Genomic DNA, 21,124 nt, shown 5'->3' with positions numbered 1-21,124 from the left:
CCTCAGTCCAGTTCGAAGGTCGCACTCACCGAGGCACGGATCTCGCGCTCGCCCACGCTTGAAACCGTATCTGACATTGATTTGGCTTCCGACATCATCAACGGCACCGGCCGATGCCCGCCATTAATGTTGATGGTGACTACATCGCCGCAGGTCTGGTCGAGCCGGCTGGCTACAAATCTGCATCTGGCCTGCGCGTCGGCAATGGCTCTGGCCAATGCTTCCTGTTCCATACCGGTTTCATCCGAGTGGAAGAACTGATGGGGCCCAAGCTGGTAATCCAGACCCACGTCCTGGGCTTCCCGGATCAGCGGGTTTAACAGGCTCAGATCATTGATGCTGAAGCTTATGGTCTGTGAGGCTACCGCCTGTTTTTCTGGTTCCTCGCCGCGCTCCTGCGCAGGCAGCGTGCGGGTGTACAGGTTGACCGTTGCGTCGGAATAATCGTTGAGTTGATCCCGGTAGTCGGTAATGCCCTCACGCCACTGCGCCATCAGTGCAGCCACCCGCTCGGTAGCCTTCTGGGGAAGGGCGTGCTCGGCACTGGCAGTAAACTGCAGCCGGGCGCTGTCGGGCTCATAGCGAACACTGCCCTCGCCGGTCAGTGTGACCTCGCCCGCCAGGGCTGCAGCCGGCAACGTGAGTGCCAGGGAAAGAAGAAAACAGGATTGTCGGTTTAAACGGGGCTTGGGGTTCCGTCCATTCATGGTTTTTCCTCCTTTGGAAACAGTTAGATTATCAGGCATCGCCGGTTTGCGGCTCCAGGCGGGCCAGTTTGAATCGGCGGGCGGCATCCACGAACTGGCCAAAGATGCGCCGGTGCCCACCATGGTAGAGCAGATATTCAGGATGCCACTGTATACCTGTCAGCCACTGGCCTCCTGTGCTTTCAATGGCCTGTACGAAAAGGTCATTATCCACGGCGGTCACACGCAGATTCCGGCCCAGGCGCTTGATTGTCTGGCTGTGAATCCGGTTGGCGCCGATCACCGGCGAGCGCATCGCTTGTTCAAGCCGGCTGTGCGTGACCAGACGCACGGTTTGCAGGGGCAATAGCAACGGGCGATGTCGGGTATTGAACCTCAGCGGTGTCACGTTCTGGCACAGCGACCCGCCATGAAAAACGTTGATGAACTGTGCACCGCGGCAAATCCCGAGCACGGGAATACCAATGGCCTCAGCCTGCTCAAGCAGCGACTGATCGGTTGCATCCCGTTTGCGGTCATAGTGAGCGGTAACCCGGGGTTCCTGGCCGTATCGCTCTGGATGGACATGGGTGCCGCCGGAGAGTACCAGGCCATCCAGCATGGCTACGGCTACCCGTGATCCGGGACGAATGTAATGGGTACGGGCGCCGTGAAGACGCAGTCCAAGGCTGATCAGACGATGGGCCAGGCTTTTGCGGGCGGGGCCGCTGATGCCGATGGTCAGGCCGGGAACCTCAAGCTCCTGTTCCGAATGCTGTTCAGACATACCCGTTCTTGGCCAGCCAGTCTTCGGTAGTTTCCTGCCAGCTGTGGGTCAGGTTATGCAGGTTGAGTTTCCGCCGCTCCCGGAACAGTCGCCGCATGTCGGCCAGGTCGTCCGGATTGTTGGCCAGTTGCTCCAGTACGGTCCAATCGTTCCACACGGTGGAAAAATGCCAGTCGGGATTATCGATGTCGCAATCCGGCAAGCGGTAGTGCAGGGTTGGCCGGCTCTTGATCCTCGGGTCCTGAACATGGCGTTCAAGGCGCTCCCTGTCCAGATGGGCAAAGAGCGGGAGCAGATCAAGCGCACGGTTGCGGGTTGGATTGAACTCCAGGTAGTCCTCCATCAGTTCGCCGAGATTTGGCTGGTAGTTATCTTCCATCAGAAGCTCGGTGTAGCGACCATGCCAGGGTTCGATGTAGGTCGTGAATTTGCGGCTGACATCCAGTTGATGCCGGTGCTTGAGCCAGTCGTACAGCGCAGCAAACGCCTGAAAGTAGCGGACCAATGTCTCCGGGCTGAGATCCGGCAGTTCCGGGTTCAGCTGCAGTCCGAAGGCAAAATAGATGGCATCCCGGCTGCCCAGCGCACCGGCCTTCCTGAGGTCGTCAACGAGAGATTCGATGGCATCCAGGCTGGAAAATGGCAGGGGTGGACTGATGATTTCCAGGGGCACAACACGCTCTGCGGCCGCATCAATCACATCCATCGCCTGGCCACCCAGTTCCCTGATCGATTCAGGAAGTCGCCCATCGGTCAAATCCAGATCCTTGATAGGGTCGGAATCAAGCTCCACCGTGAATTCGCCGAGTTCTGTCTGCAGTGCTGTCACGTACCGTGACTGGAGTACCGGGGTACCTTTCAATAGTTTGGCGGCCAATGTGACCAGCTCATCGTAGCCCAGGCCGGATAGCTCGATCTCGACGCCAACCCGGCGTTCCTTCCCTTCGTTTGTCTTCAGGATGTCAGGCATCCTGCAGGCACTGGCTTGGGTCATGGTGCTCCCTGATTCGTGAGGACTCGTGCGTTAACCATATCACACGGCTGGAGATCATCATCGTTAAGCGAATGCAAGAAAATCATGGGCCTGACTTTACACTGGATAAAACACTGTATATAGTCAGTTTACTGTATAAAAAAACAGGGCGCCCGGTGCGGTTTTTCCGGAAAGCGAATTCCGGCCCAGGCCCCGATATAGCGGAGTAGCTTGATGAAGCTGACAGCAAGGCAGTCACAGGTACTGGATATCATACGCCGATACGTCGATGAGACCGGCTATCCGCCAACTCGCGCTGAAATCGCGGCGGAACTGGGTTTCCGTTCGGCCAATGCAGCAGAGGAGCATCTTCGCGCGCTGGCTCGTAAAGGGGCCATCGAGATGGTGCCCGGGGCCAGCCGCGGTATCCGTCTGCCTGAGGCTGAAGAAGATCTGGGTTTGCCGGTTATCGGGCAGGTTGCGGCCGGTAGTCCGATCCTCGCCCAGGAGCACATTGAGGATCACTGCACTCTCCGGCCTGAGTTCTTCTCGCCCTCGGCAGACTACCTGTTGCGGGTTCGGGGCATGAGCATGAAGGATATTGGCATTCTTGATGGCGACTTGCTGGCGGTGCACAGCACACAGGATGTTCACAATGGCCAGGTGGTCGTTGCCCGGGTTGGCGATGAGGTCACGGTAAAGCGTTTCCGTAAGGAAGGCTCGAAAGTCTACCTGATTGCCGAGAACGAAGAATTCGAACCCATCGAAGTAGACCTGACAGAGCAGGAATTGTTCATCGAAGGTCTGGGTGTCGGTGTTATCCGCCGCTCTGATCTGCACTGATCAGTCCGGATAGCCTCAGATAGATTGAAAACGGGTGAATTATGGAACAAATGAGCTTTAATCAGAATCTGGCCTACAATCCTAATGCTCTGTCCTGTTCAGTGCCGGCAACCGCCGCCCGCGAGCGACGTTCTGTCATTCGCGCCCGACGTTCTCCGGAACCCACCGAAGCCAAGGTCGCCGGCAACGTAACGGAAATTATCCTGCCGGAGGGCCAGGTAGAAAACTTCCAGCTGCTGCTGCCCATGCTGACCCAACTGAACCAGGAAAAGCGTTGGCTGGCCTGGATCGACCCGCCTCAGGCATTGGTCAGCAAGTGGCAAAAAATGCATGGGATCGTGGCTGGCGAGTTGCTGGTGCTTCGTTCAACACCGGACTATCCAGCTCAGGAGCTGGCCGAGCGAGCCCTCAGCGCGGGTACGTGCCATGCGGTGGTCATGTGGACCCGTAAACTGGGGCGAGCTGCCCTGGAATCCCTGCAAAAAGCTTCTGCCGAAGGCAGCAGTCACGGGGTCGTTCTCAGGCAGCGTTAGTCGCTCAGTGGAGAGTGTAGGAGGGCTGGGCGTCTGAAGCGTCCAATTCGTCATCTTCCCAGTCGATATCGTGGGCAACATTGCCCACAGCCTCAATGCCTGCGGCGATCATTGCTTTGGCGACGGACATATCACGGTCTTCCATCATTTCCCGGGCTTCTTCCGAGAAAGAGATCTTTACCAGCGGCGCACTGTCATCATCAATGCGGCGCAGGGCGTAATCGCCGTTGGTCAGTTGCACGATTTCAAAAAACGATGGTGACATTCAGTAAACCTTCAAGTTAAAACGATCTGGAAAGCAGGCGATTGGAGTGATTTACCACTCGCTGTGCTGGTCTTCCAGATCGTCGGCAAAATGTTTGACGGCATTCAGTGTTTTCAGCAACGCCGTCGCGGATCGATCCGGGCCGGAATCGGCGGACACCGCAATGATGTTCTCCGCGCTGACGGTTTTTTTGGTCGCCGGTGGTCGGCTCTGTGAGCGTTCCAGTTGTTCCATGTGGTTCCACCAGCTTCCCGAGCGCTGTTCCAGCTCTCTCAGCCGACCTATTTCATTCGGTTCCGGTCCGATCAGAGAGGCCAGTTCATCCAGAGTTGCAGGTTCTTCGGACTTTTTCTGGTACAGCCTGGCGATCATCACCAGCAATAATTTCCGGGATCTGAGGAGGAGTTCAATCGCTCCTTGAATCGCTGCCTCTCTACGCAAGGCCTGTTCTGCTTCGTTAGGAGATTGCCCTTCAGCCTCGACGGTTGGCCGGTCCAGTTGCCCCAGCAGGGTGCGGGCGAGAAAGAGCTTTTGCGAAACCAGTGAGTGCCATTGCGAGGCCATGGAATACCTTCAATCCCCCAGCGCGGGTGTAACCCCGGAAAATTAATTCGCCACTATACCATTTTCGGTGGCAAATTTCTTCAACTGTCTGTGCAGACAGGTTTCACAATAAAATACAAACATTCACTTGAAACGACCGTTTGAATTTGGCAAAAAGGCGCCCGGCTGTGCGAGTTCTGATCGTTGCGGCTACCCAACAGCATGAATTTCTGGAGGTGTAAGGGATGCGAAGCCACATCGTTGCAGGTGTCGCCCTGGTTTTTTTCGGTTTTTCTGGACAGGCTCTGTCCAAAGTCACGACCGCCGAAGCCGAGCGGCTGGGTGGCGACCTCACGCCGGTTGGAGCCGAGAGGGAAGGCAACCGTTCAGGCAGCATTCCAGAGTGGACGGGAGGTCTTGCCACACCTCCGGAGGGCTGGCGCAAGGGCCAGGTTGAAATAGATCCCTTTCCGGGAGATGAGGCCCTCTTTGTCATAACCTCCGACAATCTTGACCTGTACCGGGACAAGCTCTCAGATGGCCATATCGCGATGCTGGAAAAGTATGGGCCTGAATTCTTCATGCCTGTTTACCAGACTCGCCGCACGGCGGCGTTTCCGGAGCATGTCTATGACAAGTTTCGTGAGAATGCGCTGACAGCACAGTTGCTGGATAACGGTAACGGCGTCCGCGACACCATCATGACCAGCCCGTTCCCAATCCCAAAAGACGGCCTGGAAGTCATCTGGAACCACATCCTGCGTTACCGGGGCGAAGAGATTTCCCTGCGCAGTGCATCTGCGACGCCCCAGAGGGATGGCTCCTACAACCCGGTGATCAATGATTACGACTACTTTTTTGCGTACAGCCAGAAAGGAGCGGAACTGGCGGAAATCGATAACAAGATTTTCTACCTGAAGACAGACACCATTGCGCCGTCGTCGCTGGCTGGCACCATTACGCTGGTCCACGAAACCCTTGATCAGGTGCGGTCGCCGCGTCTGGCCTGGCGGTATGATTCCGGCTCCCGCCGGCTCCGCAGATCGCCGAACCTGGCCTACGAGACCGACCTGCCGAATTCATCGTCACTGCGTTCGGTAGACCAGAAAGATATGTACAACGGTGCGCCTAACCAGTACGACTGGGAGCTGAAAGGCAAGCGAGAGCTGTTCGTACCCTACAATGCCTACAAACTGCACGGTCCTCAGGTGGAAGCCGATGACGTGATTCGTCCGGGCCATATCAATCAGGAGCTGACCCGGTATGAGCTTCATCGGGTGTGGGTGGTGGAAGCGAAACGTCGGACTGGTATCAGCCACATCTATGATCGGCGCGTGTTCTACGTGGATGAAGATAGCTGGCAGATTCTGGCCTCCGAGGAATACGATGCGGACGGAAACCTGTGGCGTGTGTCCGAGGCCCACAACATCAGCTATTACAGTGAGCCGGTTTTCTGGACTACCATGGAGATGACCTATGACCTGAAGGCGGAGCGTTACTACATTGATGGGTTGGATGATGGTTTCCCGGCGTATGATTTCAGTCCCGGGTTCCGGGGCAGTGAATTTACTGCCTCAGCCGCCCGTCGTGCTGCCCGCCGTTGATTCCCAAGGAGACCGACATGGCAGACCCGCAGACTCACCTCGATCATCTCGACCAGTTGATGGCCGATCTTGGTCGTGCTCTCGCAGACAAAGACTGGGAAACGATGACCAGTCTCAACGAGAAGGTGAAGCCGGCAGTCGAGCCCCTGATGGCTGCCCTGGAGGCGGGAGAGGTCGAGGCGGAGCCGGTGAGGGTCCGCTTGCAGGAGTTGCAGCAGTTTATTGACGCAGCGGATGAATCTGCCCGCATTGCCCGCAAGGAAGCGGAAGACGGACTCAAGGGAGTAAACCGGAATCGGAGCGCAGCAAAGGCCTATCAGAACGTCTCTTCGAGTCGACCAAAATAGCGTCATAAAATTGACTCTGTCGTCCTTACAGTCTTAAATACCGCACAAATCCCTCAAGAGATTCGGTTGAATGTCTAAAAATAACAAAGTGCTGGTGCTGAGCGAGGATGATTCAAGATTGCGGGACATGGTCACCATTCTTGAGTTCATCGGCGAGGAGCAGGTCCTTGCCGGCGATGAAGCCAGGGCACTTTTGAACAGCGGCGACGAGGATAGGCTTTCAGATGTTGCAGTCGCGGTGGTGAACGGAGAGGATGCTGGCGCCACCGAGGCCATTACGGTTGTGAGCAATGCGGTTCAGGGAGTTCCGTTGCTGGTTGTTGGGCATCCTGAACTCAAGGGCCTGTCCGATGATGCCAGCGCGCGCATCATTGCGCGCATGGAATGGCCGCTCAATTACACCAAGTTTGTTGATTCCCTCTACCGGGCCCAGATATACCGGGACCAGTTCAGCCGTTCCCGGGAGCGCGGCCAGCAGCGCGGTCTTCAGCTCTTTCGCAGCCTTGTGGGAACCAGCCGAAAAGTCCAGCAGGTACGCCAGCTGATGGAGCAGGTGGCGGACAAGGACGTCAGCGTTCTTATTACCGGTGAGTCCGGTACCGGCAAGGAAGTTGTCGCCCGCAACCTGCATTACCATTCTTCCCGGCGGGACAAACCATTCGTTCCGGTCAATTGTGGCGCCATTCCGGCGGAGCTTCTGGAAAGCGAGCTGTTCGGCCATGAAAAAGGCGCCTTCACCGGTGCCATCACGGCCAGGGTAGGGCGCTTCGAGATGGCCGAGGGTGGCACTCTGTTTCTCGATGAGATCGGTGACATGCCGCTCAACATGCAGGTGAAGATTCTTCGGGTTTTGCAGGAGCGTACCTTCGAGCGGGTGGGTAGTAATCGGACCCAGTCGGCGGATGTCCGGGTCATTGCCGCCACTCACAAGCATCTGGAAGACATGATCGAGTCCGGAGATTTCCGGGAAGATCTGTATTACCGCCTGAACGTGTTCCCCATCGAGATGCCCGCTTTGCGTGATCGGGTGGAAGATATTCCTCTGCTGATCAACGAGCTTATTTCCCGGATGGAAAAAGAGAAGCGGGGCTCGCTGCGGATGAATTCGGCGGCGATCTTGAGCCTGTGTCGCCATGACTGGCCTGGTAACGTACGTGAACTGGCCAATCTGGTTGAACGCCTGTCGATCATGCACCCCTACAGCGTAATCGGCGTTCAGGAGTTACCCAAGAAGTTCCGCTATATTGACGACTACGATGAAAACCGTCCGGTAGAGGACACCGGGATGCCTTCCGGTATTCCCGGTCTGGTGGGTCTGGATGCCCCGGCGTTGCTGCCGGTGAACGGTATCGACCTCAAGGATTACCTCTCCAACCTTGAAAAGCAGCTGATCCAGCAGGCACTCGACGAAGCCGGCGGTGTAGTGGCGAGAGCCGCCGAGAAGCTGCGGATCCGTCGCACCACTCTGGTAGAGAAGGTTCGCAAGTACGGGCTACGGGAAGAGGAATCTGAGGAATCCTGAGCTGGATCTTCCAGATTCTGAAGCACATTAAACGGCGTCAAAGGTTCGTAACCTGAGGCGCCGTATCCATTTCTGACCGACGTAAAATTGTCATCCCTCTCTTTCTGGATTCTCTTTCCTGCTGAAATATATAGAAAAAATGAAGTTGGCACGGTGCTGGCTTAACGACCTGCAAACGAAGTATCCGAACTATTGGGTCCGAACTGAAGGGCCGATCGGGGAGTCAGGTTATGAGTCAGGCACAGTTTGTTCTTCAGTCCGGCGCAGGCGGCGCGAAAGCCAACGCCAACGCTGCGGCGGATGTAAACGACAAGGTTACGGCCCTGTTTCCGGAGCAGGACGACGCGGCGGTGGATTCCGCCCTGGAACTGTTCAACCGGATGTCGCGACAGATTACTGACTCGTACCGAACCCTTGAGTCGCGGGTTAACCAGCTCTCTGGCGAACTGAATCAGGAATCGCTTCAGCGTCAGCAGGAGCTTGAAGAGAAAGAGCAGTTGGCAGACCGCCTGTCTACGTTGCTGAACGCACTGCCTGCCGGCGTTGTCGTTCTGGATAGCCAGGGCGTGGTGACGCAGACGAATCCGGCGGCCATTGCGCTTCTGGGAGAACCCCTGGATGGCGCCCGATGGGTGGATGTCATCCATCGCTGTTTTGCGCCCCGGCGCGACGACGGTCACGAGGTCTCTTTGAAAGATGGCCGCAGGGTCAGCATCGAGATCCGGACCATGGAAAACCAGCCCGGCCAGTTGATTCTGCTGACCGACCTGACAGAAACCCGGCATCTTCAGGCGCAGTTGGCACACGCCCAGCGCCTGTCTGCCATGGGTAAGATGGTCGCATCCCTGGCTCACCAGATTCGCACCCCGCTGTCTGCCGCTATCCTTTATGGCGGTCACCTTGGTCAGGAAGATCTCGACGAGGAAATGCGTCAGCGCTGTGCTTCTCGTTTGATGTCTCGCCTGACCCACCTTGAGCAGCAGGTGCGGGATATGCTGATTTTCGCCCGGGGCGAAACCCGGCTGGCGGAGGAGCTGTCTGCCGGCAAGCTGGTTTCGGCGCTGGCTTCAGCGGTGGAAGGGTTGAAGCCGGCTCCCGGGGCAGAAGTGAGGCTCCAGAATGAAATCTCCAGCGACTGTCGTCTCATGTGCAATCGGGACGCCCTCGTAGGCGCCTGTACCAATCTTGTAAATAACAGTCTTGAAGCCGGCGCGACCCATGTTGCTGTTCGGGTAACCGAAGAAACCGGCGAGCTGGTCATTCGCGTTGTGGATAACGGGCCGGGCTTCGAGTCCTCGGACGCGGCGCGGTTAACAGAAGCATTTTACACAACCAAGTCCCATGGCACGGGGCTCGGTCTTGCGGTCGTGCAAGCCGTCATCAAGGCGCATCAGGGGCGGTTTTCTATTGAGTCGCCGGACCAGGGCGGCGCCATCGCTACCTTGCGGCTACCGCAATTACGTAACAGAAACTGATCGGAGGCAACCATGGCTAAGGCCCAGATTCTGATTGTTGAGGACGACCATGACCTGCGGGAAGCGCTGGTAACCACCCTTGAACTGGCAAAATTTCGGGTGCGGGAAGCGTCGAATGCCAGCGAAGCGCTTGAGCGACTGGCAGAGTCCCCGGTGGATATGGTGGTCAGCGATGTCAACATGCCGGGTCTGTCAGGACATCAGTTGCTGGCTGAGGTACAGCGGCTGTATCCGGGGCTGCCAATGATGCTGATCACCGCCTATGGCCAGATCAGCGATGCGGTCTCTGCCATGCAGGCCGGAGCCATCGACTACCTTGTCAAGCCGTTCGAGCCACGGTTCCTGGTGGATGCTGTCAGCAAGATTGTTGGCGGCGGACGTGAAAAAGCCAGCGATGAGCCAGTGGCCGAGGATCCGATCAGCAAGCGCATGTTCCAGCTGGCGACCAAAGTGGCCGGCAGCGACTCGACGGTCATGATCTCCGGTGAAAGCGGAACCGGTAAAGAAGTGCTTGCCCGTTTTATTCACCAGCAGTCACCCCGGGCTGATCAGCCGTTCGTGGCCATCAACTGTGCGGCGATCCCGGAGAATATGCTGGAGGCCATTCTGTTCGGTCACGAGAAAGGCGCCTTTACCGGTGCCGTTGCCTCTTCGCCGGGCAAATTCGAGCAGGCCAACGGCGGCACCATTCTTCTGGACGAGATTTCGGAGATGGATCTGGGGCTCCAGTCCAAGCTGTTGCGGGTTTTGCAGGAACGGGAAGTGGAGCGGGTTGGCGGTCGCAAGACCATCAGTCTGGATGTCCGGGTGGTGGCGACCACTAACCGGGATCTGGCGGATTACGTTCGCGAAGGCAAATTCCGGGAAGACCTTTACTATCGCCTGACGGTGTTTCCGATGCACTGTCAGCCGCTCCGGGAGCGTCCGCTGGATATCATGCCGCTGGCCACGTCGCTGCTTAAAAAGCATTGCCGAAAAATGAAGCTGACCGGTATTACCTTTGGCCAGGACGCAAAAAGCGCGTTGATGAATCATCAATGGCCGGGGAATGTCCGGGAGCTGGATAACGCCATTCAGCGAGCCCTGGTACTGCACCAGGGCAATGTCATTCACTCGGGCGATTTGTGTCTGGAGCTGGGCATCACCGGCCGACCGGACCTTCGCAGCGCGGAGCCGGCTTCGCCACCCGCAATCGGTGGCAACACCGCGGACGCGGCGGGCATTTCAGACTCCGGTATTTCCACCTACGATCAGCCGCCTCATGGGCAGGTAGATGAGCCTGAAGGCGCGGTTTCGCTGGGAGATGATCTGAGGCAGCAGGAATTCCGTATTATTATCCAGACACTTCGGAAAGAGCGTGGACGTCGCAATCGGGCCGCAGAGCAGCTGGGGATCAGCCCCCGGACATTGCGTTACAAGCTGGCCCAGATGCGCGACGCCGGAATCGATCTGGACGCCGAAATGGCCTTGGTCTGACCCCCTGCAAGACGAACTCCTTCATTGGCACCCCTCGGGGTGCCATTTTTTATGTCGTCAAAAGTCCGTCAGTGATTTCTTCCGGATCAGGAGGAAGTTTGCTAACTGTATGATATTTAATATTAAAAACTACTTGGCCTGCCAATTGCTTTACCGGGACTAACAGCACCCCAAGAGCAATGCCGTCCCGGGGAGGGCGGAGCCAGGAGAGAGTTATGGTTCAACGCGCCGACATTAACAGTGTTTTGTCCGATATCCGGTCCCTGCGTTCCCAGATGATGCAGAACCAGCGGGTCGAACAGGATCAATCGGTTCGTGGCCGCATAGACGGCCCTCGCCAGGTTCAGGAAACTCAGGAGACGCCCAGCTTTAATGACATGCTGAGCAATGCTGTGAACAACGTGAACGACCTCCAGAAAACCGCGGGGGATCTACGAACCGCATACGATATGGGCGACCCGAACGTGGACATTACTCGTGTGATGATTGCCGCCCAGAAATCCTCTGTCTCCTTCGAAGCACTGACCCAGGTACGTAACCGGGTGGTTCGGGCCTACGAAGACATTATGAACATGCCGATCTGATAACGGAGCAGAGTCATGGCCAGCGTACCTGCAGAAACCAACGCCTCCAACATGCCGGCAGCCCGGGAGGGCGACGCGCCAGAGAGCCGTAGCGACCTGTTCATGGGGTTCAACCGCCTCAACCTGCTGCGCCAGATCGGCCTGATGGTGGGGCTTGCCGCCAGCGTAGCGCTGGGCCTGGCCGTTGTACTCTGGGCCCAGGAGCCGAACTATCAGCCTGTGGTGGGTGATCTCTCCTCCTACAACCCCCAGGATGTGACCACCATCCTCGAAAGCAACGGCATCGACTACAAGATGGATCCGCGCACCGGCGCATTACTGGTTCCTTCGGATCAGGTCTACAACGCACGGCTGAAGCTGGCGGCAGAGGGCGTCACGGATCGCCAAACCATGGGCTACGAGTTGCTGGACCAGGAACGAGGTCTCGGCACGTCCCAGTTTATGGAAACCATCTCTTACCGACGCGGGCTCGAGGGTGAGCTTGCCCGCACCGTTGCCAGCATGCGCGGTGTCCGGAATGCCCGTGTACACCTGGCAATCCCGGAGCGCTCCGTATTTGTCCGCGATGCCCGCGACCCGTCTGCCTCGGTATTTCTTGAAGTCTTTGCTGGCCGTCGTCCGGAACAGGAACAGATCAACGCCATTGTAAATCTGGTTGCCGGCAGCGTTCCGATGATGAGCAAGGAACACGTTACCGTTGTCGACCAGAACGGCAATCTGCTGACTGGCAAGGAAAGTCAGAGCAGTGCGGACCAGATGGCCGACCAGTATGAATACACCGCCAAAGTCGAGGAGCGCCTGACCCGCAGGGTGGCCTCCTTGATTGGACCGATTGTGGGTGATGGCCGTTATCGCGCCGAAGTTTCCGCAGATCTCGACTTCTCCTCGGTAGAGCAGGCAGAGGAATTGTTCAATCCGGAACAACAGGCGGTCCGCAGCGAGCGTGAGCTTACAGAACAGCGTGCTGCCGGTGCCCAGGGCGGCATCCCCGGTGCACTGGCAAACCAGCCACCGGCCGATGCGACGGTGCCCGAGCAGGCTGCTGGTGGTGATGGCGAAGGGGCCGCTCCCGCGCCGGTAAATGTTCGTCGGGAATCCACGCGCAACTATGAAATGGATCGCACGGTCAGCTACAGACGCCAGGAGCTGGGAAGGGTGAAACGGGTGACTGTCGCTCTTGCAGTGGATGATATGAAAGTCGTCGATCCCCAGACTGGCGAAGTCAGCTACGAGCCCTGGCCGGAGCAGGAACTGCAGCGCCTGAGCATGCTGGTGCGGGACGCGGTGGGTTATTCTGCCGCCCGGGGAGACAGTGTTACCGTGATGAACACCGCTTTTGCACCGGAAGAAGCGGTTGAATTTGAAGCCCCGGCATTCTGGGAGCAGCCCTGGTTCTGGGACCTGATGAAACAGGTGCTGGCAGGCCTGGTGATTCTGGTGCTCGTGTTAGGGCTGCTGCGCCCCACACTCAAGAGCCTGTCGGGCGGTGGTCAGCGTGAGCGCGGCCTGGATTCCGGTAGCGGCGGCGGATACGGTGGCCTTGACGATATCGAGGGCGGAGATGAATTGCGCAAGGCCATGTCCGCCCAGGATGATCTGCTTTTGCCGGGTGCCACAGACGGTTATGATAGGCAGTTGAACGCATTGAAAGGTCTGATTGCCGAGGACCCGGCGCGGGTCGCACAGGTAATGCGCCAGTGGGTGAATGTCGATGACTGAGCAAGCCAATCAACAGGGTGGCGGTGAGCCGAAGAAGCCACAGCGGAAAATTCCGCGTGTGGAGCAGGCTGCGATCCTGCTGATGTCACTGGGCGAGGCGGACGCGGCTGAGATCCTCAAGCATATGGGGCCCAAGGAGGTTCAGCGCGTGGGCGTGGCCATGGCCCAGATGAAGGATGTCAGCAAGGACGAAGTCACCTACGTGATGAACCAGTTTGTTGATGCCGTGGGCGGCCAGACCGGTCTGGGTGTCGGCAATGATGAGTACATCCGGACGATGCTGACCCAGGCCCTGGGCGATGATAAGGCATCGAGCCTGATCGATCGCATCCTGATTGGCGGCAACACCACCGGCCTTGATACCCTCAAATGGATGGAGCCCCGGGCCGTGGGTGACATCATTCGCTACGAGCATCCGCAGATTCAGGCCATTGTCATTTCCTATCTGGACCCGGATCAGGCGGCGGAAATTCTTGGCACCCTCGATGAAAAAGTGCGCCTCGACGTCATGATGCGGGTGGCATCACTGGAGAGTATCCAGCCCCAGGCGCTGCAGGAGCTCAACGATATTCTGGAGAAACAGTTCTCCGGCGGTGCCGCGTCCCAGACCAGCCGTATTGGCGGTGTCAAGCGGGCAGCGGACATCATGAACTTCATGGATCGCAGCATTGAAGGCAATCTGATGGATTCCATCAAGGATATGGATCCGGACCTTGCCAGCACCATTGAAGACCTTATGTTCGTGTTCGACAACCTCAAGGAAGTGGACGATCGCGGTATCCAGGCTCTGTTGCGGGAAGTTTCTTCGGAAGTGCTGGTGGTGGCGCTCAAAGGCGCCGACGAGGAGGTTCAGAACAAGATCTTCAAAAACATGTCCAAGCGTGCTGCGGAACTGTTGCAGGATGATCTTGAGGCCAAGGGGCCGGTTAAGGTTAGCGAAGTTGAATCGGCACAGAAAGATATCATTACCATCGCACGCCGTATGGCTGAGGCCGGCGAAATCTCCCTCGGCGGTGCCGGCGAAGAAATGATGTGATGAAAGATTCCACCCGAGATGTCAACCGGATTCCCAAGGAGCAGCTGACTGCCTATGAGCGTTGGGAGTTGCCTTTGCTGGATGCCCGTGGCAACGAAGTAGCCCGGGAAGAGGAGCGGGAGGTTAAACCTCTGACGGCGGCCGACATTGACGAGATCCGTCAGGCATCCCGTGAGGACGGTTACAAAGAGGGACGTGACCAGGGTTACGAGGACGGTCTGAAAGCCGGGAGGGAAGAGGGGCACCGGGAAGGTCTGGAAACCGGCTTGGAAGAGGGCAGGGAGCAGGGCAAAACCCAGGGCTACGACGACACCCGCAAGGAAATCGACACCAAACTCGACCGTCTCGAACATTTGCTGGGTGAGCTGCTGCTGCCAATCAAACGGCATGAGGACGAACTTGAAACCTCGCTGGTCAATCTGACCACAGTTCTCGCGCGGGCGGTGGTCTATCGTGAACTGACCATCGACTCCTCCCAGATCCGCCATGTGGTTCGCCGAGCGATGGAGGCTTTGCCCTCCACCGCCGAGAACATCCGCATCCACATAAATCCCGAAGATTGCGAGATGGTCCGCGAGGTGACCGCTCGCCTGGAAGCGTCCGCTTCCGTCATTGAAGATGCCAGTATTCTGCCCGGTGGCTGCAAGGTGGAAACCCGCCACAGCCTGGTGGATTTCACCGTCGAAAAGCGCTTCCAGCGTGCGGTCCAGAGCATGCTGGACCAGCAGATGAACGACAGCGAAAGCGGAGAGACCGAGGACCTGGATTCCATGATGGAAGACCTGACGGGCTTCCATCGAGAGGTACTGGATTCTCATGAGTCCGGGGGCTCCGAAGACGACCCGAAGCCGGCGCAAGATGGAGGTGACGGTGATGACCTCGAATCTCGCTGATCGCCTCAACCGCTTCCAGGGCTTTCTGGGTAACGAACCTGAACCTGAGCTCTCCGGCCGATTGACCCGCATGGTCGGCCTCACCCTCGAATGTGTCGGCTGCCCCATGGTCGTTGGTGACCGTTGCGTGATCTTCGGCCAGAACACCGGCAACGTGGAAGCAGAGGTGGTGGGTTTCGAGGATGACAGGGTGTATCTGATGCCCCTCACGGCGATTGAAGGGCTCAAACCCGGTGCCAGGGTGGTGCCCCTGTCCGCCGCCAGCCGCGTTCCGGTAGGACCCCAATTGCTCGGCCGAGTGGTGGATGGCAGTGGTGAGCCCCTGGACGGAAAAGGGCCCCTGCAGGCCGAAGCCCGCGTTGCGCTTACCGGCGATATCATCAACCCGCTGAATCGAGCCCCTGTGCGACAATCCATGGATGTTGGTATCCGGGCAATAAACGCGCTGATGACCGTCGGCCAGGGCCAGCGTCTCGGTCTGTTTGCCGGCAGTGGCGTGGGCAAGAGTATGTTGCTGGGCATGATGACCCGCTTCACCGATGCCGACATCACCGTGGTGGGCCTTATTGGTGAACGGGGGCGTGAGGTAAAAGAATTTATCGAAGACATACTGGGTGAGGAGGGGCTTTCCCGCTCGGTGGTGGTGGCTGCGCCGGCCGACGATTCTCCATTGATGCGGCTGCGCGCCGCCATGCTGACCACCCGGATTGCCGAGTACTACCGGGACCAGGGCAAACGGGTGCTGCTGCTGATGGATTCCCTGACCCGCTATGCTCAGGCCCAGCGGGAGATCGCCCTCGCCGTGGGCGAGCCGCCGGCGACCAAGGGCTATCCGCCTTCGGTATTTGCCAAGCTGCCCCAACTGGTGGAGCGAACCGGTAACGGCCGCCCCGGGGGCGGCTCGATCACCGCGTTCTACACGGTGCTTACGGAAGGCGACGACCAGCAGGACCCGATCGCCGATGCCGCCCGCGCGATTCTGGACGGCCATATCGTACTGTCCCGTCGGCTTGCCGAAGAAGGCCACTACCCGGCCATTGACGTGGAAGCGTCCATCAGCCGGGTGATGCCCCAGGTTACCGAGACCGAACATTTTTCCAGGGCCCAGCGGTTCAAGCAGGTGTATTCCCGCTATCAGCAGGCCCGGGACCTGATTTCCGTAGGCGCCTACGTCAAGGGCTCCGATCCCGAGACCGATTTTGCCATCACGCACATAGGCAATATGCGCCAGTTTTTGCAGCAGGGGCTTAATGAGAGCGCCCCGCTGAAAGACAGTGTCGAGCAGTTGCTGGCGGTGGTGCCGGAACGTCGGTCCCCCGAGCGGCGCAAGTCGGCGGTTCCAAATCCGGCAGCCGGCCCCGGCGGGGGTGACGCCTGATGCTGCGATCCAGGCGGCTGGAAGTTGTTCTTTCACTTGAAGAACGCAAGGAACAGGAAGCTCTGGAACGCATGGGAGAGGCCCGAAAGCTGGCTGAACAGCAGCGCGAACAGGTGCAGAACCTGAACCGTTACCAGCAGGAGTACCGGGATCAGATCCGAAACAGTCAGCAGGGTGTGGTGCAGGTGTCCCGACTCCAGGCCTGGCAGGCCTTTATCGCGCAACTGGATCAGGTGATCCGGCAGCAGCAGAAACAGCTGGACCAGGCAGAAAAGGTCTTTGAGGCACGCAAACTGGAATGGCAGCAGGCCTGGGAACGGCGGCGCGGCATGGAAAAGTACATCGAAACCTGCCGGCAACAGGAGCAGAAAGAGCAGGATCTTCGCGAACAAAAGCTCTCTGACGAGGCGGCCGGGCGGGCCTTTAACCGCCGTCGACGCTGAATCTTGCTCCGCATCAAGCAAATACGGATGCAAAATCAGTCCACTCAGCTATCCTTACCCGAAGAAGGACCGGTGAAGAACGCCGGTTGAATGCTGCTCTTGATACCTTGGGAGGTTGAGGAATGCCGATTCAGACGCGCCGCGATGATGACGGTCAGACCCTTGTTATCAGAATCGAGGGGCGGTTTGATTTCAGTACCCACCAGGCGTTCCGGGATGCCTACGAGCACGGTGATCCGGATATCCGCGACTACATTGTGGACCTCTCGGACACCACCTATCTGGACAGTTCGGCCCTTGGTATGTTGTTGCTGCTCAGGGATTACGCCGGGGGAGACAGCGCCCGCATTGTGATCGAAAACTGCAATAACGATGTACGGCGGATTCTTTCCATCTCCAATTTCGAGCAATTGTTCAACATCCGCTGATGCTCGCGGACTGCCGGAGTAGTCATGGATGATTCCGTTGCAGAACACAACAGCCCTCTGAGAATACTCATCGCTGACGATTCGGACAGCGACCGCCTTATCCTCAAAACACTCCTGAAGCGTCTCGGGCACGAGGTTCTGGACGTGGCCAACGGACTGGATGCAGTCTCGGTATTCCAGCAGGAGTCGCCGGATCTGGTTCTGCTGGATGCCCTTATGCCGATCATGGACGGCATGGAGGCTGCCCGTCAGATCAAATTTCTGGCCGGCGAGCGGCTGGTGCCACTGATCTTCCTGACCTCCCTTTCTGAAGCTGGCGCGCTGGCCCGTTGCCTGGAGGCAGGTGGTGATGATTTTCTGGGCAAACCCTACAACCGGATTATCATTGAAGCCAAGATTAAAGCGTTCAACCGGATGCGGCTGATGCACCAGACCCTGTCGGATCAGCGGGATCTGATCCGGGAACGGAACAGACAGCTGACCGAAGAGCAGGAAATTGCCAAGCGGGTATTCGACAACGTTGCTCACTCCGGTTGCCTGGATGCCGTCAACATTCGTTATCACGCTTCGCCCCAGTCCATTTTCAATGGCGATGTGCTGTTCGCCTCGCCACGGCCCGCAGGCGGGATGCTGATTTTCATGGGGGATTTCACCGGCCATGGTCTGCCGGCGGCTATTGGTGCCATGCCGGTTGCCGAGATCTTCTACGGCATGGCCAACAAAGGCTTTAACGGCCAGGACGTGTTGCGCGAGATAAACCAGAAGCTCAAACGGATCCTGCCCACCGGGATGTTCTGTTGTGGCGCCATGATCGAGGCCGACTTCAAACTCAATCAGGTGCAGATCTGGAACGGCGGTCTGCCCGATGGATGGCTGATCCGGCCCTCAGGAGAGCACCTGGCGCTGCCATCGCGGCACCTGCCACTCGGTATCCTCTCGCCCGATCAGTTCAATGCCGATTTCGAAAGGGTCGGTGCCGCCCCGGGTGATCGGGTGCTTATGATGACCGATGGCTTTCTGGAATCTGCTGACAGTGCCGGCAAGGTCTTCGGCGAGGAGGGAGTCACTGGAACGCTTGATCGGCTGGAGGCAGGTGACCACCCATTCGACGCCATGATGTCCGCGGTTCACCGGTTTACCGGTACCTTTGAAGATGGCGACGATCTGACCCTATGCTGTCTGGAAATGATGGATGAGGCCGGTTTCGCTGGCCTGCCGGACCGCGCGGTGCCCTCTGCCCTGGCCGGGCCTGCGGAGTGGCGCTGCACCTATGAAGTCCGGGAGCGGACTCTCGGCGAGTTCAGTCCCTTGCCCCTCTTGCTTCACATCTGCATGGAAGTGCCAGGTCTTCGGCGTAAAAGCGGAGAAATTTACACCTTGCTGGCGGAACTCTACAACAACGCTCTGGAACATGGTGTTCTTGAACTACCGTCTGAATGGAAACACTCACCGGAGGGCTTCGGCCGCTATTATGCCGAGCGCAATCGGCGGCTGGCCAACGTTGAGGGACACTACATCCGGTTTACACTTCATCATTCCCTGAAACCGGATGGCGGCCGGCTTCGTGTTGTCTGCGAGGACAGTGGCCATGGGTTTGATTTCCGGAATCATCCCAGTGTGGCCTCTGGTATCTCCCCGACGATGAGCGGGCGTTATGCAGGGCGGGGCCTGCTGCTGTTGAAACGTCTCGCTGAGACCATCAGGTTTCATGAACAGGGCAATCATGTTGAAATTGTTTATGATTGGCAGTTCGCCCGAACAGCGGAGAATCGAGATGACTGATAAACCACATCTGGACGAGGAGGCACTGGCTGAGCTTCGGGACGTCATGGAAGATGAGTTCGAAGTGCTGATACAGACCTATCTGGCAGATTCCCGGGACAGAATCCAGGCGCTGCGGGAAGCCCTGAAGGCTGAGGATAGTGATGCCTTTGCGAAGACGGCCCACAGTTTCAAGGGCAGTTGCATCAATATCGGTGCTCCCAGGCTTGGCGCAATCTGTCTCAAGGCCGAGATGGCCGGAAAAGAGTCCCGGCTGGAAGACGCGCCGGGTCTGCTGGATGAGATTGACCGGGAATTCGAGCAGGTGATTGGGCGCCTGGATGGAATGCTGGTTCGATAGCTTTCGCCAACTCAGGCCTTTGGCCAGGCAGGGCCGGTGTGCTCTGGCATCACAATTGCTTTGTCTTTCGCAGTGAGTGGATTAACCGCCCAAACACCGGCCAGGTCCGGCAAGGTGAGGGCGACAATGCGATAAAAGCGGCAAGAGGTTGCCATGGCCCAGATGGTTCTTCCCCAAACCCCCGCGCCCGGGACACAAAATGATCCCGGCCCGTCCAAATCCGGAAACAGCCGGGATCCGGCTGACAGAAAAAACGATTTTGAATCTGTCTCCCAGGCGGAGCAGAAGCGGCTGGACCGCCAGAAAGCGGATCGCAACGCCGATGCAAAGGCTGCTGATGAATCCCGGTCCGCCCAGGATAATGCGTCGGATGCCAAAGCCGATTCGAACGCCAGGGCAGAGTCTGGCGAGAAGCCCGACGCGGCCGCGGGGACCGAGCCTCGGGAATCCGGTGAGCAGGGCGTTGCCAGTGATGAAGCCGGTTCAGAGCCTACTGCACTGCCTCTGACTTTTGCCGAGCTGCAGTCGTGGTTGAGCCCGCAAGCCGGTCGTTCCGGTGAGGCGACCTTGTCGGCAACCGGCCCTGGAGCCGGCGCCAGTGCTTCGGCGGGTGGGCCTGCAGCCGTGGGCGGTATGTTCAATGGCATTCTCTCGTCCACACCCGGGCAGAGCGGCCAGGCCTCTGCCGGCGTCGTCACCGGCGATGCCACATTAACGGACGCCATGAAGGCTTCGGTACTCACCGATACCGGTCGAAACCCGGATTCCGGTTCGCTGCTCGGCTCTGGCCGCTTCCAGTCTGCCATGGATCTCGTCTCCCAGCAGGTGGCCAGTGGCGCTAATGGCGCGGCCAAACTGGCAGCCGAGAACGCTGCGCCTCTGCGAGGTTATGCCACGTCCATCGACGTGCCGGTTGGTCATGCTGAATGGGGTGACAAGCTGGTTGGCAAGCTCAGCTGGCTGACCGCCCGTAACATGTCGGTTGCGGAAATCCACCTGACCCCGCCGGATATGGGGCCCATGGAGGTGAAGGTGCGGGTGCAGAACGAGCAAGCGAACATTACTGTCCATTCCGCGAACCCGGTGGTCCGGGATCAGCTGGAACTGCACTCCCATCGCCTTCGCGACATGTTGGGTGAGCAGGGGCTGTCATTGGCCGGCTTCGACGTTTCTGATTCGCCACGGCAGCAGACCGGCGAGCAGGGAGCCGGAGATGGTGATGGTTCCGGTGCAGATTCGACGTCGCTGGTCGCGGGCGATCAGGACGATGAAAACGTCAGCTCCGGCAGCCTCGATCTGAGCTGGAAAGGCGAAGTAGACATCTTCGCCTGACACCCTCCGAAGTTCTCTTTCAATCTCCTTTGCCCATCCTTCCCGGCAACGCTAAACTGCTGTTCTGAACGGGAAGGTTGGGTATTCTGGCCCGCCCTTTGCATCCAATCCTGAAAAGTCACGGAAAAACGCTTC

Annotated in this window: 22 protein-coding genes; 17 read left to right on the top strand and 5 right to left on the bottom strand. The window is 58.2% G+C overall.

All coding sequences use genetic code 11. The annotated features are described in order from the left end of the window. Window positions 1-2: 2 nt before the first annotated feature. Genes ACO06L_RS06355 through ACO06L_RS06345 form a run of 3 tightly spaced genes read right to left on the bottom strand, consistent with a single transcriptional unit; the run spans window position 3 to window position 2,467 of the window. Window positions 3-707, bottom strand: a complete 705-nt coding sequence (locus ACO06L_RS06355) for an SIMPL domain-containing protein (protein WP_064228779.1) — start codon at window positions 705-707, stop codon at window positions 3-5. A gap of 31 nt (window positions 708-738) precedes the next feature. Next, window positions 739-1,473 carry a gamma-glutamyl-gamma-aminobutyrate hydrolase family protein gene (locus ACO06L_RS06350; protein WP_064228780.1) on the bottom strand — a complete coding sequence of 245 codons (735 nt, stop codon included), beginning with the start codon at window positions 1,471-1,473 and terminating at the stop codon, window positions 739-741. After that, window positions 1,466-2,467, bottom strand: a complete 1,002-nt coding sequence (locus tag ACO06L_RS06345; RefSeq protein ID WP_064228781.1) for an amidoligase family protein — start codon at window positions 2,465-2,467, stop codon at window positions 1,466-1,468. The genes ACO06L_RS06350 and ACO06L_RS06345 overlap by 8 nt, the downstream gene beginning before the upstream one ends. A 210-nt stretch (window positions 2,468-2,677) precedes the next feature. On the opposite strand from ACO06L_RS06345, the gene lexA reads away from it, so the two are divergent. Together lexA and ACO06L_RS06335 are read left to right on the top strand one after the other, a co-directional pair. Then, window positions 2,678-3,289: a transcriptional repressor LexA gene (lexA, locus tag ACO06L_RS06340; protein ID WP_192875727.1), complete on the top strand. Its 612-nt coding sequence runs from the start codon at window positions 2,678-2,680 to the stop codon at window positions 3,287-3,289. Between the two features lie 41 nt (window positions 3,290-3,330). Next, window positions 3,331-3,822, top strand: coding sequence for a cell division inhibitor SulA (locus tag ACO06L_RS06335; RefSeq protein WP_064228783.1), 492 nt, complete (start codon window positions 3,331-3,333; stop codon window positions 3,820-3,822). A 4-nt stretch (window positions 3,823-3,826) separates the two neighbouring features. On the opposite strand, the gene ACO06L_RS06330 is transcribed toward ACO06L_RS06335, so the two are convergent. After that, window positions 3,827-4,087: a hypothetical protein gene (locus tag ACO06L_RS06330; protein ID WP_008177453.1), complete on the bottom strand. Its 261-nt coding sequence runs from the start codon at window positions 4,085-4,087 to the stop codon at window positions 3,827-3,829. Window positions 4,088-4,138: 51 nt separating this feature from the next. Further along, entirely contained in the window at window positions 4,139-4,651 is a 513-nt protein-coding gene (locus tag ACO06L_RS06325; RefSeq protein WP_064228785.1) for a DUF6586 family protein, read from the bottom strand. Between the two features lie 224 nt (window positions 4,652-4,875). On the opposite strand from ACO06L_RS06325, the gene ACO06L_RS06320 reads away from it, so the two are divergent. The 15 genes from ACO06L_RS06320 (at window position 4,876) to ACO06L_RS06250 (ending at window position 20,989) form a co-directional block, all read left to right on the top strand. After that, window positions 4,876-6,234: a DUF1329 domain-containing protein gene (locus tag ACO06L_RS06320; protein WP_202346908.1), complete on the top strand. Its 1,359-nt coding sequence runs from the start codon at window positions 4,876-4,878 to the stop codon at window positions 6,232-6,234. Between the two features lie 17 nt (window positions 6,235-6,251). After that, window positions 6,252-6,581, top strand: a complete 330-nt coding sequence (locus tag ACO06L_RS06315) for an SOS cell division inhibitor (RefSeq protein WP_202346907.1) — start codon at window positions 6,252-6,254, stop codon at window positions 6,579-6,581. Window positions 6,582-6,651: 70 nt separating this feature from the next. Beyond that, window positions 6,652-8,103, top strand: coding sequence for a sigma-54 dependent transcriptional regulator (locus ACO06L_RS06310; protein ID WP_202346906.1), 1,452 nt, complete (start codon window positions 6,652-6,654; stop codon window positions 8,101-8,103). Window positions 8,104-8,333: 230 nt separating this feature from the next. Beyond that, complete coding sequence (locus tag ACO06L_RS06305) at window positions 8,334-9,578, top strand: sensor histidine kinase (protein ID WP_202346905.1); 1,245 nt, start codon at window positions 8,334-8,336, stop codon at window positions 9,576-9,578. 12 nt (window positions 9,579-9,590) lie between these two features. After that, window positions 9,591-11,054, top strand: coding sequence for a sigma-54-dependent transcriptional regulator (locus ACO06L_RS06300; RefSeq protein ID WP_202346904.1), 1,464 nt, complete (start codon window positions 9,591-9,593; stop codon window positions 11,052-11,054). Between the two features lie 215 nt (window positions 11,055-11,269). Continuing rightward, window positions 11,270-11,638 carry a flagellar hook-basal body complex protein FliE gene (fliE, locus tag ACO06L_RS06295; RefSeq protein ID WP_008173058.1) on the top strand — a complete coding sequence of 123 codons (369 nt, stop codon included), beginning with the start codon at window positions 11,270-11,272 and terminating at the stop codon, window positions 11,636-11,638. Window positions 11,639-11,653: 15 nt separating this feature from the next. Then, window positions 11,654-13,357 carry a flagellar basal-body MS-ring/collar protein FliF gene (gene fliF / locus ACO06L_RS06290; RefSeq protein ID WP_202346903.1) on the top strand — a complete coding sequence of 568 codons (1,704 nt, stop codon included), beginning with the start codon at window positions 11,654-11,656 and terminating at the stop codon, window positions 13,355-13,357. Continuing rightward, window positions 13,350-14,393, top strand: coding sequence for a flagellar motor switch protein FliG (gene fliG, locus ACO06L_RS06285; RefSeq protein WP_202346902.1), 1,044 nt, complete (start codon window positions 13,350-13,352; stop codon window positions 14,391-14,393). Before fliF ends, fliG begins: the two co-directional genes overlap by 8 nt. Beyond that, a complete protein-coding gene (locus ACO06L_RS06280; protein WP_202346901.1) occupies window positions 14,393-15,286 on the top strand; it encodes a flagellar assembly protein FliH in 894 nt (297 codons plus the stop codon). The genes fliG and ACO06L_RS06280 overlap by 1 nt, the downstream gene beginning before the upstream one ends. Continuing rightward, window positions 15,267-16,664 carry a flagellar protein export ATPase FliI gene (gene fliI, locus ACO06L_RS06275; protein ID WP_064228794.1) on the top strand — a complete coding sequence of 466 codons (1,398 nt, stop codon included), beginning with the start codon at window positions 15,267-15,269 and terminating at the stop codon, window positions 16,662-16,664. Before ACO06L_RS06280 ends, fliI begins: the two co-directional genes overlap by 20 nt. Then, complete coding sequence (gene fliJ / locus ACO06L_RS06270; RefSeq protein WP_064228795.1) at window positions 16,664-17,107, top strand: flagellar export protein FliJ; 444 nt, start codon at window positions 16,664-16,666, stop codon at window positions 17,105-17,107. Before fliI ends, fliJ begins: the two co-directional genes overlap by 1 nt. Before the next feature lie 122 nt (window positions 17,108-17,229). Then, on the top strand, window positions 17,230-17,535 hold the full coding sequence (locus ACO06L_RS06265; protein ID WP_064228796.1) for an STAS domain-containing protein: 306 nt from the start codon (window positions 17,230-17,232) through the stop codon (window positions 17,533-17,535). A 24-nt stretch (window positions 17,536-17,559) separates the two neighbouring features. Further along, window positions 17,560-19,317, top strand: coding sequence for a PP2C family protein-serine/threonine phosphatase (locus tag ACO06L_RS06260; RefSeq protein ID WP_202346900.1), 1,758 nt, complete (start codon window positions 17,560-17,562; stop codon window positions 19,315-19,317). Further along, window positions 19,310-19,657: an Hpt domain-containing protein gene (locus tag ACO06L_RS06255; protein WP_064228798.1), complete on the top strand. Its 348-nt coding sequence runs from the start codon at window positions 19,310-19,312 to the stop codon at window positions 19,655-19,657. The genes ACO06L_RS06260 and ACO06L_RS06255 overlap by 8 nt, the downstream gene beginning before the upstream one ends. 153 nt (window positions 19,658-19,810) lie before the next feature. Next, window positions 19,811-20,989: a flagellar hook-length control protein FliK gene (locus tag ACO06L_RS06250; protein ID WP_202346899.1), complete on the top strand. Its 1,179-nt coding sequence runs from the start codon at window positions 19,811-19,813 to the stop codon at window positions 20,987-20,989. Window positions 20,990-21,124 lie beyond the last annotated feature (135 nt).

It is taken from the genome of Marinobacter sp. (genome assembly GCF_965229985.1).
In the GTDB taxonomy this organism is placed as follows: Bacteria; Pseudomonadota; Gammaproteobacteria; order Pseudomonadales; family Oleiphilaceae; genus Marinobacter.
Note: the sequence above shows the minus strand (reverse complement) of the source record. Positions and strands in the feature narration are given on the sequence as shown.